Raw genomic sequence first — 14,848 nt, forward strand, 5'->3', positions numbered from 1 at the left:
TTAGGAGTTGTCTATGTCAACATTTCTAATTGCAGGTCCACTGATTGTCTTCTTAATCTTCGTGGCACCGCTATGGTTATTCTTACATTACCGCAGCAAGAAGAAATCCAGCAATGGTCTTTCAGAAACCGACCTTCAACGTCTGCATAAGCTTTCTGCGCAAGCCGAATCCATGCAAGACCGAGTGAAAACGCTAGAAAAAATACTGGATGCGGAGTCGCCTAACTGGAGACGAAACTATGAGTAGAGAACTGTATCGCGACACGATTAACGGCAAATTGTCTGGTGTGTGTGCAGGGTTAGCGAACTACTTTGGCCTTGAAGTGTGGTTGGTTCGCATCTTAGTTATCTCTGCGGCATTGCTGGGTGGTAGCTTTCTGGTGTTATTAGCGTATTTAGCTTTGACATTTATGCTTGAAAAACAACCACCTCACTATGTTGATGAGATGAAAGCCAAGCAAGAGCACACACTCAAGCAAAAACCTTGGGAAAAAGGGCAAACGGCAGAGTCGTTACTGGGCACTTTAGAGGGTGATTTCCAGAAGTTAGAGACCAGTGTCCGCAACATGGAAGCTTATGTGACCTCCGACACTTTCAAAGTCGACCGCGCTTTTAAGAACATGTAACGATAAGTCTAAAAAAGATTAGATAACGGTTTAGGAAAATTTATCCCAAGCCGTTATTTTTTTTAATAATTTTGTCTAAATAAATCTTACGATAACTGGTAAGTTACATGTGATTAATCTATGTTATAAAAATATTTATAGATATGGATGATCACCAATGTATCGAGCCTCCGTTGTCCTTCTGACAGCTTTAGCTGGGTTGTCTGGGTGTGGTAAGGAGCTTCCTCCCGTACCTGAACCTGATTCTAGACCCGCCAAACTCTTCACTGTCTCTGTCGGTAGTAATGCCTTTGAACGTAGCTTTCCAGCCACCACTGAAGCCGGTGACAAAGCGGTACTTGCATTCCGTGTTCCTGGATTGCTTCAGACTATCGATGTCACCTCTGGTCAAAAGGTCAGCAAAGGTGAAGGGCTTGCAACGCTCAACCCTGACGAATATCAGCTGTTAGAGAAGCAAGCAAGAGCCAATTTTAAGCTTGCTGATGTTCAATACCAACGTTCGATTAAGCTACGTAAAGACCGAGTGGTATCAGAGCAAGATTTCGATCAAGCGAAAGCCAATCACAATTCTGCTAAAGCGATGCTTAATCAAGCCAAAGCAAACCTTCGCTATACCACTCTAGTTGCGCCTTACGATGGAACAATTTCCATTATTCCGGCTGAAAACCATGAATACATTGCTGCTAAAGAAGGCGTGATGAATATTCAAACCAATCAAATTCTTAAAGTCGTCTTCTTACTACCCGACCAACTTATTACGCGCTTTTCTTCAGGGTTTGAGACGGATGCAACCATGGTTTTTGATGCATTTCCTGAAAACTCTTATGCTCTAACCTTCCAAGAAGTGGATACCGAAGCAGACCCGAAAACAGGTTCGTACAAAGTCACTATGGTAATGGAAAGACCAACCGATGTGGGTATTTTGCCGGGCATGTCTGGCACGGTAAATTTGGTTTCAGCGTTAGCAGCCGCCACCAAAATTCCAACGTCAGCAATGGTTGTCGACGGGGATGATGTATCTGTTTGGCGTGTTAACAGCGATGGCATTGTTGAGAGTGTCTCAATCGTCATCGATGAAAAACGCCATATTGTCTCTGGACTGGACGATGGCGATCGCATTGTGACTTCTGGCGTCAATGGTCTTGAATCGGGCATTAAAGTTCGAGAGTGGATAAAGGAAAGGGGGCTATAACATGAAAATACTTCAAGTGGCCGCTGGCCTGTCGTGTTTGGTCTTACTTACGGCTTGTAAAGATAAGCAAGCTGCAGAGGTGAATAATTCGCCCTTGGTTAAAGCTATCGAGATTTCAGTCATCGATTTTAGTGACAAACTCTATTTCCCAGCAGTAGCAAACGCTGCTGAGAAAGCTCACCTCAGTTTTCGTGTGGCTGGTGAAATTAATAAGCTTGATGTCAAAGAGGGTGAACGTGTTTCTAAAGGGGACATCATTGCAGAGCTTGACCCAACCGATTATCAATTGGATGTCGACAACGCCCAGGCGCGTTACACGGTAATCAACAGTCAATACAGACGTTCAAGCCCGCTAGTGAAGAAAGGCTTATTGGCTAAGTCGCAGTTTGATGAAATCGCAGCTCAACGTCAGATTGCTTATGCCGAATTAGAGTTAGCAAAACTTCGCTTGTCGTTCACTAAGCTTCGTGCCCCTGTTGATGGGATTATTTCACGTGTCAGTGTCGATCAATATGAAAATATTCAGGTAGGTCAACAGGTCGTTAATATTCACAGTGTTGAAGATGTTGAGGTTGTGATTCAACTCCCTGATCAAATCTATGTGAATCAACCTAACGAACAATTGCTCGCGAACGTTGAAGCTGTGGTTAGAGTACCCAGTGGAAATGAATACACAGCAGGTATTAAGGAGTTTACTACTGAGCCTGACCCAAGTACAGGTACATTCACCGTTACGCTTGCTCTACCTATGCCAGAAGATGATTTGATTCTTGATGGTATGGCAGTTGAAGTGACGTCAAACGGTAGAGATATCGGATTGGACTTAAAAGCTGGTGTACTTATTCCTATTGAAGCAGTTTTTAACGCTGATGGGGATGAATTAACTCGTCAAAACTCATATGTATGGGTGCTTAACGACGACAAGACTGTATCTAAACAGCAAGTCGTGTTAGGAAAAGCAAATCAGAAAACATTGCAGGTTACGAAAGGATTAGAAATGGGGCAGCATGTGGTTGTTGCAGGCGTATCGCGATTGCGAGATGGGATGACAGTGGAAGTACTATCTCAGGAGACAAACAATGAGTGAAGAGAATAACAAGCCCCAAAATGACGCTCAACAAGGTGATGAACAGATCACAGGTGTTGCTGCTTACTTTATACGTAACAAAGTCATCAGCTGGATGCTGTCTCTGATCTTTCTTATTGGTGGTGTTTCTGCCTTCTTCGGTTTGGGTCGTTTAGAGGACCCTGCCTTTACCATCAAAGATGCAATGGTAGTGACTTCGTACCCAGGGGCTACGCCTCAGCAGGTGGAAGAAGAAGTGACTTACCCACTAGAGAAAGCGATTCAACAGCTTACCTATGTCGATGAAGTGAACTCTATTTCTAGCCGTGGCTTGTCTCAGGTAACGGTAACGATGAAGAATAACTACGGCCCCGATGATCTTCCGCAAATATGGGATGAACTTCGTCGAAAAGTGAATGATTTGAAGGTCGAACTGCCACCGGGCGTGAATGACCCTCAAGTTATCGATGATTTTGGTGACGTTTACGGTATTTTGCTGGCGGTAACGGGTGATGGCTACAGCTATAAAGAGCTGCTGGATTATATCGATTACCTAAGGCGAGAGCTGGAGTTGGTTGATGGGGTCAGTAAGGTCTCTGTTTCTGGTCAACAACAAGAGCAAGTTTTCATTGAAATATCAATGAAGCGAATAAGCTCCTTAGGTCTGTCTCCAAGCACGGTATTTAATCTTTTATCGACTCAAAACATTGTATCAAGTGCGGGTGCGGTAAGAATTGGTGACGAATACATTCGAATCCATCCAACGGGTGAGTTCCAGAATGTAGAACAGCTTGGCGATTTGATTCTGACTGAAGGCGGTGCTCAAGGTCTTATCTATTTGAAAGACGTAGCTGACGTCACTCGTGGCTATGTTGAAGTACCGAGCAACATCATCGGTTACAACGGTAAACTTGCACTTAACCTTGGGGTGTCCTTTGCACAAGGTGTGAACGTGGTCGCAGTGGGTGAAGCGTTTGACCGCAGACTTGCTGAATTGAAATACCAACAGCCGGTCGGCATCGATATTTCAGAGGTTTACAACCAACCGAAGGAAGTAGATAAGTCAGTAAGCGGCTTCGTGGTGAGCTTAGGGCAGGCGGTTGCGATCGTAATTGTAGTTCTACTGTTCTTCATGGGTCTACGCTCAGGTCTGTTGATCGGTTTGATACTGCTGTTGACCGTGTTCGGTACCTTTATTTTCATGCAGTACTTCAAGATTGACCTCCAGCGTATTTCATTAGGTGCATTGGTTATCGCCTTGGGGATGCTGGTGGATAATGCCATTGTGGTGGTGGAGGGGATATTGATCGGCACGCAGAAGGGGCGAACCCGGATGCAGGCCGCCACTGATATCGTGACCCAAACCAAATGGCCACTGCTTGGCGCAACGGTGATTGCGGTCACCGCGTTTGCTCCAATTGGTTTGTCTGAAGATTCAACGGGCGAATACTGTGGCACTTTGTTCACGGTGCTATTGATTTCATTGATGCTGAGTTGGTTTACCGCCATCTCGATCACGCCGTTTTTTGCCGATATCTTCTTCAGAGGACAGAAGGTTGATCCCGATAACGAAGGCAAAGACCCATACAACGGGATGGTTTTTGTTATCTATAAAAACTTCCTTGAGTTCTGTATGAAACGCGCGTGGCTAACCATGATCGTTCTGGTGATTGGTTTAGGTGCGAGTGTGTACGGTTTTGGCTTTGTGAAACAAGCATTCTTCCCATCTTCAACTACTCCGATGTTCCAAGTGGATGTTTGGATGCCAGAAGGTACGGATATTCGAGCAACTAATACCAAGTTGAGAGTGCTTGAGAGTTGGTTGTCGGAACAAAGTGAAGTTGAACATATCACGACCACGGCCGGTAAAGGTCTGCAGCGTTTCATGTTGACCTACTCACCCGAGAAGAGTTATAGCGCGTATGGCGAAATCACGGTTCGTGTGACAGATTATCAGGTACTTGAAGGGCTGATGCGTCGCTTCCGTGAACACGTTGACAGTCAGTTCCCTGAAATTGATTACAAACTTAAGCAAATTGAATTAGGCCCTGGTGGCGGTGCGAAAATTGAGGCTCGAATCGTCGGTTCAGATCCAACCGTGCTACGTTCAATAGCAGCTCAAGTTATGGACATCATGCGTGCCGATGACGGAGCGTTTAACGTTCGTCATGATTGGCGTGAAAGAACTAAGGTATTAGAGCCTCAGTTCAATGAAAGCCAAGCGCGTCGTTATGGTATTACCAAGTCTGACGTTGATGATTTCCTAGCGATGTCTTTCTCTGGTAAGTCGATTGGTGTGTATCGTGATGGTACTACGCTGATGCCTATTGTGGCTCGTTTACCTGAAGATGAGCGCATTGATATTCGCAACATCGAAGGTATGAAGATTTGGAGCCCGGCATTAAGCGAATACATTCCGTTGCAGCAAGTGACGCTTGGCTACGAATTGGAATGGGAAGATCCACTTATCATCCGTAAGAACCGTAAGCGCATGCTGACGGTAATGGCCGACAACGACCTATTGGGTGAAGAAACGGCTTCGACGTTACAGAAACGCTTACAGCCACAAATTGAAGCGATTGAGATGCCACCGGGTTATTCGTTGGAGTGGGGTGGTGAATATGAGTCATCTGCTGATGCACAAGCGTCTCTGTTTACCACTATGCCGATGGGTTACCTGTTCATGTTCTTGATTACCGTGTTCTTGTTCAACTCGGTCAAAGAGCCGCTGATTGTTTGGCTAACGGTTCCATTAGCGCTAATCGGGGTAACGACAGGCTTATTAGCCTTGAATACACCATTTGGCTTTATGGCATTGCTAGGCTTCTTGAGTTTATCCGGGATGCTACTTAAGAACGGTATCGTACTGCTTGATCAAATTGAGATTGAAATGAAATCAGGTAAAGACCCTTATGTTGCGGTAGTTGATGCAGCATTGAGTCGTGTTCGTCCGGTATGTATGGCAGCGATCACCACCATTCTTGGTATGATCCCTCTACTACCGGATATCTTCTTTAAACCAATGGCAGTAACCATCATGTTTGGTTTAGGCTTTGCGACTGTACTCACGCTAATCGTAGTACCTGTGCTGTATCGTTTATTCCATAAAATTGAAGTGGCTTAACGTCAACTAACCTTTGAAATAATGCCCCTATTTGGGGCATTATTTTTATGTACGATTACTAAAAGAGACTATCGAAATGGAAGCGAATACAGTGGATAGAACGTGTGCATGGGCACTTAAGCACGAACTAGAAAGGGAATATCACGATGCAGAGTGGGGCGTGCCTGTTTATGATGACCAAGTTCTGTTTGAGTTCATTACTTTAGAAGGCGCTCAGGCTGGTCTTAGCTGGATTACTATCCTTAAAAAGCGCGAAGGCTATCGTGCTGCGTTTGATAACTATGATCTCAACAAGCTTGCAGCGATGACCGAAGACAACGTGCCTCATATCATTGAAAACTTCGATGTGGTTAAGCATAAGGGCAAGATCGCTTCTGTATACGGTAATGCTCGAGCAACACTTGAACTCCAGAAAGAGTTTGGCTCTTTATCAAATGCTTTATGGCAATTTGTCGATAACAAGGTGATAGAAAACAACTGGACTGAGATGTCTCAAGTTCCTGCTTCTACTGAGCGGTCTAAGGCAATGAGTAAGTTTTTGAAAAAAAGAGGCTTTAAGTTTGTAGGGGAAACAATCTGTTACGCGTTTATGCAAGCGACAGGTATGGTTAATGATCATTTAGAAGGTTGTCCACACAAATAAAAGTGTTATTTCTCGTCGCGAAATAATTGCGTGAAAATTGGAAAATTTACTGGTCATTTGTAAACTATTCAATATCATATGCGACCGAATTCAAACCTAGAAGACGATAGTGAAACAACAAATCTACCAAATATGTGATGCTCGTTATGATCCCTTGCTTAGGCAGTTTGTGCGTGAAGATGGCCACGTAGAAACTATCGCGCCGTTAGAAGGTAAGGTGTTTCTATTCTTGCTTGAAAATGCTGGTGAGTGCATCGAGCGAGGTCTGATATTTGATAGGTGTTGGGGTAATGTAATTGTTTCAGAGCAAGCGCTGACTAACGTTATCTCAAAGATTCGAAAAACACTGTCTAGGGTAACTTGTGGTTGCGCGACGATTCGTACCGTTAGTAAGACAGGGTATTCTCTTGAAATCGACGAGTTGAACCGGTCCACAGTAACTGAAGAGGTGCCTTCTCAAGCGAGTAAAGAAATCTGCGAACTCGGTGTCCCACTTGCCGATTCTACGTTGAAGCAAAACGTACCTTTGTCCCAAGGAATGCCCCAAGAAATATCCCAAGACCCGTTGACAATAAATGAAGTCTTGATTGATGCAGATTCTGCAAAAGTTGTTTCTAATAGACACCTCGCTAAAGCCGGTTATTTACTCGCTTTGGTTTGTGTCGCAGTAACGGCGTTCAACCTTTTCCAAACCTACTATACGCCCCTACCTTATTTTATTGATAAAGCGGAATATCGTGACAGTTACACCGACAATACCAACCACTACTTCTTCCATATTGCTCATAATGACTCCTATTCGTTGCCTGCGGTCACTCAAAAGCTTACAGCGGTGATACCGAGCCACTGTAACGTTGATGTTTTTGTCCGTATTTACCCATCAGTCGACCAACCCGAAGATGACGCGTTATACATGTTGATTCAAAGGAAAGATGGTGAGGCTCTGAATTATAGTGCTTCGGTTTTCAATGTAGAGTCGTCTTTTGATTCCTTTGCTCAGTATATGAAGAAGAGGAGTTACTTTTGCGACTAATTGGCTTACTCATTTTGGTGGTAATTTCTGCAGCAAGTTTTTTGCCAGAACAGAACGTATTAGCGGGCACTCGATGGCATTGCAAAACGATTAAAACTGATTTTTTATCTCAGGCATTCCAACCATATCAATCACTTTATGAGCGTATAAGCCTTACTTTTCAATCTGACCATACCTTTAGTATGAGAGAGTTTGTGACGATTACAGAGCAAGACGGTAAGGAGAGTACTATGGAAAATCTGTATTTCGGGCACTATGAGCTTGATGGGAATAATTTGTCGATGAGCATTATAGATGTGAGAACGGCGACCCCTTTCCATGATCCAATTATTAACAATGAATATAGTGAGTATAAAGGGGTGACGATTGATTACGCTATTGCAGTTAAGGATCAGTCTTTGTACTTGTTCAATGAACACCGCTCTGAAATTTTCAATTGGGCGTGCTTTGACGTTCAGTAGCTTTTTAAAGCGATGTGTCTAATGCGCTAATCTAAAAAAGGCAGGAATATCCTGCCTTTTTGGTCTGAGTCTGCTAACGCTTTAAATTAAACGAGCGCGTTGTAACGCTCCAATCCTGCCTCTAGGTCCGCAATCAGATCGTCAACGTCTTCTAAGCCGATATGAACACGTACCAAGGTTCCAGCGAAGTTAGGGTTCGCTACTGTTCTTAGGCTATCAAAGCTGTTCGGTTCGTTCGCTAAAATCAAGCTTTCAAAACCACCCCATGAGTAACCCATACTAAAGTGCGTCATACCATCAAGCAGCGCTGTGGTCGCTTTTGTATTTGAGTTCTTCAGCACGAAAGAGAACAAGCCATTACCACCAGTGAAATCTCGTTTGAAGAATTCATGGCCTGGGCAAGACTCTATGGCAGGGTGACGAACATGATCAACCTCAGGTCGAGTCTCCAGCCATTTTGCGACTTTCAAGCTGCTCTCTGCATGTTGGCGTAGTCGAACGTCAAGAGTACGAATACCACGAAGGGCAAGGTAAGCGTCATCTGGTGATACACATTGCCCCATCAAATAGCTCTGTTCTCTTAGTTGATCCCAACACTTCTCGTTGGCAACAGCCGTACCTAACATCACATCAGAGTGACCAACAATGTATTTGGTCGCAGCTTGAATCGAGATATCAACGCCAAAATCAAACGGTGAGAAGTTCACACCAGCAGCCCATGTGTTATCGAGCATCACGATGATGTCGTGTTCATGAGCAATACGCGCTAGCGTTGGAATGTCTTGCACTTCCATGGTGACTGACCCAGGAGATTCGGTAAACAGCACCTTAGTGTTTGGCTTAATAAGGTCTTGGATGCCTTCACCGATCGTTGGCTCGTAGTAGGTCGTCTCTACACCCATCTTCTTCATGATGGTGTCACAGAAATCACGCGTCGGTTCGTAGCAGGTGTCGACCATCAGAATATGATCGCCTGTTTCTACAAAAGAAAGAATGGCATTTGAAATGGCCGCAGTACCACAAGGGTAAAGTGCACAGCCTGCGCCGCCCTCGACTTCAACCATGGCATCTTGGAAAGCGAAGTGAGTGTTGGTTCCACGGCGTCCGTAAAAAAGCGTTTTATTAGCGCGATTAATCGTAGCTTTACGCTTTTCTTCTACTGAGTTGAACACGACAGTAGAAGCGCGCTGTACTGGTGGGTTAACGACACCATTGGTCCACTTCTTATCACGACCTGCAGTGATCAGTTTAGTGGTTTTGTTCTCGGACATGCTGTGAATTCCTTATCAATCGGTTATGTCCTATTTAAAACATGCCAATAGCATTCAAAGCAAGAGCAGAGGGGGAGTTTTTATGCTTTTCTTTCGCTTTTTAACCTTTCACGTCGTTTATCGTGAAAGGTCAAAAATCTGATAAGCAGAGAGATATGAGTCGCAGTGGGTCCATTGATTGGATTACAGCAGTGGATTGAACAAATAGAACAATCGTTCGAAGAAGCGGTTACGTAAATTTCTCTGCTCCCATTGCTCCAATTCCACTGGATGAGATGATTCAATATAGGATTGCTGCAAATCAAACAGTTGCTTGGTGAAGTGCACGTCATCAACGGCTAGTGTCACTTCGAAGTTTAGCCAAAGGCTGCGCATGTCGATATTGACCGTTCCGATTAAGCAAAACTCTTCATCAATCACTACCGATTTGGTGTGAAGAAGGCCACCGTAAAATTCGTAAATCTTAACGCCAGCTTCAAGTAACTCTGTATAGAAAGCACGAGAAGCCCATTTAACCATCAATGAATCGTTGTTGTGTGGAATGACCAGTTCGACGTTTACGCCCCTTTGTGCTGTCATTTTTAGCGTTTCTAACAAGTCGGCACTCGGTACAAAATAAGGTGTAGTGATGCGCACAGAACGATTGGCTTGATTAATGGCAATAGTCAGAACTTGTAGGATCAAATATTCCGGCATACCAGGACCTGACGGAACGACCTGAACCGGATGGTGCGTCATTATTTCTTCAATCGGGCATTCAGGTAAATCAGGAAGAATGCGTTCGCCTGTTTCTACTTCCCAATCCCAACCATGAATAGCCGAAAGTACGTTAACGGTTGGCCCAGTGACTCGGACCATTACGTCGATCCATTGACCAACGCCTGAACTCTGTTTGAAATGCGCCGGATCCACCATGTTCATTGAACCGGTATAGGCGATGGATTCATCAATGACGATGATCTTACGGTGCTGTCTTAAATCAAGGCGACGTAAGAAAATACGCCATGGACTTACTTCTAATGCTTGCACAACTTGCACACCAGCGTCTTTCATCATTGAACGCCAATGGCTTTTGAAAAAGCGTGGACTACCTGCTGAATCGAGTAAAACCTTAACATCTACGCCACGTTTGGCCGCTCGAATCAGTGCAGAGGCTACGGAGTCGGTTAGACCACCAGGATGCCAAATATAGAAAACCATTTTGATACTGGTTTGTGCGTTTTCTATATCTTCGATAATTGCGTGAAGGATCTCATTGGGTGAAGCTTGCAGCGATAGTGTGTTTCCACTAAGTGCAGGAATACCCATTCGATTATTACAAAGCTCATCAATCTTGTGGATTGGGGATCCAACTTTACCTGGAAGGTGAACCTGACAATCATTTAATTGGCGGAACCAATCACCGAATGGAGTAAACATGCGATGTGCGCGCTCAGCCCGCTTTCTACCTAGGTTTAGCTCGCCGAAAAGGAAGTAACAGGCCACGCCAACAATCGGGATAATGTAGATAACCATCAACCACGCGAGAGAAACGCTGACAGAGCGTCGTTTTAGTACGACACGAAAGGTCACACCAGCGACGAGAACCCAGTACAAAGCAACGGAAGCTAAAGTTAAAAAATGGTAGAGCTTTTCCACATTGAATACTCGAAAAAAGAGACACTTAGATAGTAATGCTATTTTGAGGATATGGGAATTTAAGGAATCAACTATTTACAAAATAGAGCAAAAGCTGTAAACAGGTTATAGTTGTTAAGTTTTGGTTAACTTAAGACGAAAACGATTGTTTTGTATAAAAAGACGGCATTTAACCATAAAAATTTACATTGGTAACGAAATATGTACGGTTCGGACTTCCAATTTTATTCTTAAACTGGTTTACTTGCCACACAACGAGCGTCAATCAAATCTTTTAAGTGTGTAAATTTTTTTATACACCTTATCTTTTAAAGACGCCACCCAAAGCAAAACACAACATCACACAACACAAAAGTTTGGAGTACACGTGGCTACTAGTAATACAACCACAACACCCCGCGATACCTGGGGTTCGAAGTTAGGATTCGTAATGGCTGCAGCAGGTTCTGCTGTTGGTCTAGGTAACATTTGGAAATTCCCTTACACAGCAGGCGAAAGTGGCGGCGGTGCATTCGTTGCAATTTACCTGTTTTTTGTAATCTTCATCGGTTTCAGTGTCATGCTGACTGAATTTGCGATTGGCCGTCATACGCAAAAATCAGCGGTAGGTGCATTTAAATCGACTGACCGTCGTTGGACTTTCGCTGGTGTTATCGGCGTAGTCAGTGGTCTACTTATCATGGGTTTCTACCCTGTAGTAGGTGGCTGGTCTATCGCATACATCGGTAAAATTGCTGGTGGTCTACTAGACGCACCTGAAGCAATTGGTGACAGCTTCGGTGGCTTTATCTCAAACCCAGTTCAACCACTTATGTGGATGGGCTTATACCTACTACTTAACGTTGTAATCGTTATGAAGGGTATTTCTGGAGGTATTGAGAAAGCGGGTAAGATTTTGATGCCACTTCTTTTCATCATCCTGATTGTAGTATCCATCAAAGGCATCATGCTTCCGGGCGCGATGGCTGGTCTAGAGTTCTTATTCAGCCCTGACTTCTCTAAAGTAGACAGCGGTGTAATCCTAGCTGCATTAGGTCAAGCATTCTTCTCACTATCTCTTGGTATGGGTTGTATGTTGACATACGGTTCTTACCTGAAGAAGAAAGAGAACCTAGTTCAAACTACAGCTATGGTTACAGCAATGGATACAGGCGTTGCTATCCTAGCTGGTGTTGCAATGTTCCCTGCAATGTTCGCATTCGGTATGGAGCCAGCAGCTGGTCCTGGTCTAGTATTCGTTGTTGTTCCTCAGCTATTCGCTGAAATGGGCGGCGTAGTTGGTCTTCTATTCGCTCTAATGTTCTTCGTTGGTCTAAGTGTTGCGGCACTAACATCTTCAGTATCTCTACTTGAAGTTGTGGTTTCTTACCTAATCGATGAGAAAGGCATGAAGCGTGTGACTGCGGTACTATCTGCAAGTGTAGTAATGGCGATTCTATGTATCTTCGCTTCTCTATCACTTGGTGGCTTCGGTCCTACACTGTTCGGTACTGGCGCATTCGATATCTTCGACCTACTAACTGATAAGATCTTCCTAGCAGTTGGCGGTATGTTGGTATGTATCTTCGCTGGTTGGAGACTAAACCGCGCTGACCTAGAGAAAGAGATCACTAACGACGGTGAAGTATCTTTCCCACTATTCGGTTTATGGTACACACTAGTTAAGTACATCATCCCAGTAGCTATCGCTATCGTTGCGTTTATGGGTATCTCTTCTGGCTTCGACAGCGGTAAAGGTGCAATCATGCTACTAGGTATTGGTATCATTGCTGGCTCTGCGGTAATCTCTAAGAAGCTATAGTTCTTAGAAACCATAATTCTTAGAAGCTACAATCGCGAGCTAAAGTAAATTAAGAAACGGGGGTCATTGGCTTCCGTTTTTTTATTTCTGAAATTTGATTTTCGACGAAAAATAAAATCTTGCATAGGGCGAGTTGCTTTGTGCGAATTACTTAAATCTAATCGAGCAAATACTAGGCACTAACTGGTACAGGTTGAAAAGAAGCCCAATGATTCAATGTTTATTGAATGAGTTGGGCTTTTTCGTAGCTGGAATCTGGATTCAGACACGGTATACTCCACGTTCTACAATGGAGCTAGCCTTTACATGTTCGATATTCTTCTGAACCACTCTGATTTTTTACTTATCAATAAGCATCCAGGAGTCAGCGTCCACAAAGACGATGGCGATACTATGTTACTTCAAGAAGTTGCTAAGGCAATCAATGAGCCTAAGCTGTATCTCGTTCATCGGTTAGATAAAATGACCTCGGGCATTCTGCTGCTAGCAAAAAGTGCGTCGGCGGCGAGCGAGCTTTCACAGCTATTTGCAAAGCGTGAAGTAGAGAAATACTACCTTGCGCTCGGTTCTAAGAAGCCAAAGAAAAAGCAGGGGCTGATTTCTGGTGATATGGAGCGTTCAAGACGCTCTAGCTGGAAACTTCTGGCAACTAAAGAAAACCCGGCGATTACCCAATTTCTATCTGCAACAGCGGAACCCGGTGAACGTCTGCTGTTATGCAAACCCTATACAGGGCGAACTCACCAGATCCGTGTCGCGATGAAATCGATCGGCTCAGCCATTGTTGGTGACCCTATTTATAATCCATCGAGTGAGGCTGACAGAGGTTATCTGCACGCCTTCGCGATTCGATTTACTTATCAATCAGAAGCCTACGAATATGTCTGTGACCCAAGGAGCCTAGACTCTTTAGGCGAGAAGTGGCACCAAGAAACCGTATCTAGCGGTTTGGACGGTTGGCTTGAACCTTGGTCATTAAGTTGGCCAAAGCTAAACACTAAGTGAGTGAAATAATGGAAGCATCAGCTTTACCTCTGTTTTTTAGTCATATTGAACAGCAATTAAATGAAGTGCCAAACGAACTTCGCCGTATTTTCCACGGCCGCGGTAAGTTTTGGCCTGGTCTAGAGCAACTGACATGTGACTGGGTTGATGGACAGTTACTGGTTAACGTGTTTAAAGAGGTAGACGACGAATTCTTGTCATCTCTCAAAGCTGGATTGGTTGAACTCACCGACAAAGATATCTGGCAATCAAAGCAGGGCACAAGCATTGTTCTGCAACATCGCTATGCTGACGGTGCACCTTCGGAAGTACTGTGGGGTGAGCTTAACGACTCTCCAGTGGTTGTTGAGCATGGCCTTAAGTATCAGTTAGACATTGGTCGTAATCAGAACTTTGGTCTGTTCCTAGATATGCGTAATGGTCGTCAGTGGGTACAAGATAATGCTAAGGATAAGAACGTTCTTAACCTGTTTGCATACACTTGTGGCTTCTCAATAGCGGCTATCGCTGGTGGTGCCCGTCAATGCATGAACGTGGATATGTCACGTGGCTCACTGAACAAAGGCCGTGATAACCACCGTTTGAACGAACATGACATGCGCTCGGTGAATTTCCTTGGCTACGATATCTTTAAGTCGTGGGGCAAAATCAAGAAAGGCGGTCCTTATGAGTTGGTGATTATCGACCCACCTTCGTTCCAAAAAGGCAGTTTCGCCCTAACTAAAGACTACAAAAAGATCTTACGTCGTTTGCCAGAGCTTCTAACGGAAGGCGGTGAAGTGATTGCGTGTGTGAACTCACCTGCAGTGTCACCTAACTTCCTTATCGAGACGATGGCAGAAGAAGCGCCAAACGTTGAGTTTATTGAACGCTTAGATAACCCACCTGAGTTTGTGGATGTCGATCTTGATTCAAGTCTAAAGGTATTGAGATTTCAAATTAAAGCCTCTGCCGATGCTTAATTGAATTTCAGAATCAGCTAAAAAAA

Annotated in this window: 13 protein-coding genes; 11 read left to right on the forward strand and 2 right to left on the reverse strand. The window is 44.2% G+C overall.

The features are described from left to right. The first annotated feature begins 13 nt into the window (after positions 1-13). From pspB to QQ041_RS01345, 8 genes are all read left to right on the forward strand, one after another. The gene (gene pspB / locus QQ041_RS01310; RefSeq protein WP_004734605.1) at positions 14-247 is read left to right on the forward strand and encodes an envelope stress response membrane protein PspB; all 234 of its coding nucleotides are present in this window, start codon (positions 14-16) and stop codon (positions 245-247) included. Next, complete coding sequence (pspC, locus tag QQ041_RS01315) at positions 240-626, forward strand: envelope stress response membrane protein PspC (RefSeq protein ID WP_029405576.1); 387 nt, start codon at positions 240-242, stop codon at positions 624-626. Before pspB ends, pspC begins: the two co-directional genes overlap by 8 nt. Before the next feature lie 157 nt (positions 627-783). Further along, positions 784-1,818, forward strand: coding sequence for an efflux RND transporter periplasmic adaptor subunit (locus QQ041_RS01320; RefSeq protein ID WP_146491873.1), 1,035 nt, complete (start codon positions 784-786; stop codon positions 1,816-1,818). Position 1,819: 1 nt separating this feature from the next. Continuing rightward, a complete protein-coding gene (locus QQ041_RS01325; protein ID WP_146491874.1) occupies positions 1,820-2,905 on the forward strand; it encodes an efflux RND transporter periplasmic adaptor subunit in 1,086 nt (361 codons plus the stop codon). Further along, positions 2,898-6,008, forward strand: a complete 3,111-nt coding sequence (locus QQ041_RS01330) for an efflux RND transporter permease subunit (protein ID WP_285952935.1) — start codon at positions 2,898-2,900, stop codon at positions 6,006-6,008. The genes QQ041_RS01325 and QQ041_RS01330 overlap by 8 nt, the downstream gene beginning before the upstream one ends. A gap of 76 nt (positions 6,009-6,084) precedes the next feature. Beyond that, positions 6,085-6,651, forward strand: coding sequence for a DNA-3-methyladenine glycosylase I (locus QQ041_RS01335; protein ID WP_285952936.1), 567 nt, complete (start codon positions 6,085-6,087; stop codon positions 6,649-6,651). A 109-nt stretch (positions 6,652-6,760) separates the two neighbouring features. Next, positions 6,761-7,684, forward strand: a complete 924-nt coding sequence (locus tag QQ041_RS01340; RefSeq protein ID WP_285952937.1) for a winged helix-turn-helix domain-containing protein — start codon at positions 6,761-6,763, stop codon at positions 7,682-7,684. Further along, positions 7,675-8,145, forward strand: a complete 471-nt coding sequence (locus tag QQ041_RS01345; RefSeq protein WP_102560079.1) for a hypothetical protein — start codon at positions 7,675-7,677, stop codon at positions 8,143-8,145. The genes QQ041_RS01340 and QQ041_RS01345 overlap by 10 nt, the downstream gene beginning before the upstream one ends. A gap of 86 nt (positions 8,146-8,231) precedes the next feature. Here the strand turns inward: QQ041_RS01345 and QQ041_RS01350 are convergent, their stop codons facing one another. Further along, the gene (locus QQ041_RS01350) at positions 8,232-9,416 is read right to left on the reverse strand and encodes a cystathionine beta-lyase (RefSeq protein WP_171314779.1); all 1,185 of its coding nucleotides are present in this window, start codon (positions 9,414-9,416) and stop codon (positions 8,232-8,234) included. A 183-nt stretch (positions 9,417-9,599) separates the two neighbouring features. Continuing rightward, positions 9,600-11,054, reverse strand: a complete 1,455-nt coding sequence (gene cls / locus QQ041_RS01355; RefSeq protein ID WP_285952938.1) for a cardiolipin synthase — start codon at positions 11,052-11,054, stop codon at positions 9,600-9,602. A gap of 367 nt (positions 11,055-11,421) precedes the next feature. Between cls and QQ041_RS01360 the strand changes: the two genes are divergently transcribed. The 3 genes from QQ041_RS01360 (at position 11,422) to QQ041_RS01370 (ending at position 14,822) form a co-directional block, all read left to right on the forward strand. Further along, positions 11,422-12,855: a sodium-dependent transporter gene (locus tag QQ041_RS01360; protein ID WP_285952939.1), complete on the forward strand. Its 1,434-nt coding sequence runs from the start codon at positions 11,422-11,424 to the stop codon at positions 12,853-12,855. Between the two features lie 306 nt (positions 12,856-13,161). Further along, the gene (locus QQ041_RS01365) at positions 13,162-13,860 is read left to right on the forward strand and encodes a TIGR01621 family pseudouridine synthase (RefSeq protein ID WP_146491880.1); all 699 of its coding nucleotides are present in this window, start codon (positions 13,162-13,164) and stop codon (positions 13,858-13,860) included. 8 nt (positions 13,861-13,868) lie between these two features. Further along, positions 13,869-14,822, forward strand: a complete 954-nt coding sequence (locus QQ041_RS01370; protein WP_146491881.1) for a class I SAM-dependent methyltransferase — start codon at positions 13,869-13,871, stop codon at positions 14,820-14,822. The last annotated feature ends 26 nt before the right edge of the window (positions 14,823-14,848 follow it).

The sequence above is a fragment of the Vibrio sp. TMPB1044 genome (assembly GCF_030442075.1).
Classification (GTDB): domain Bacteria; phylum Pseudomonadota; class Gammaproteobacteria; order Enterobacterales; family Vibrionaceae; genus Vibrio; species Vibrio satsumensis.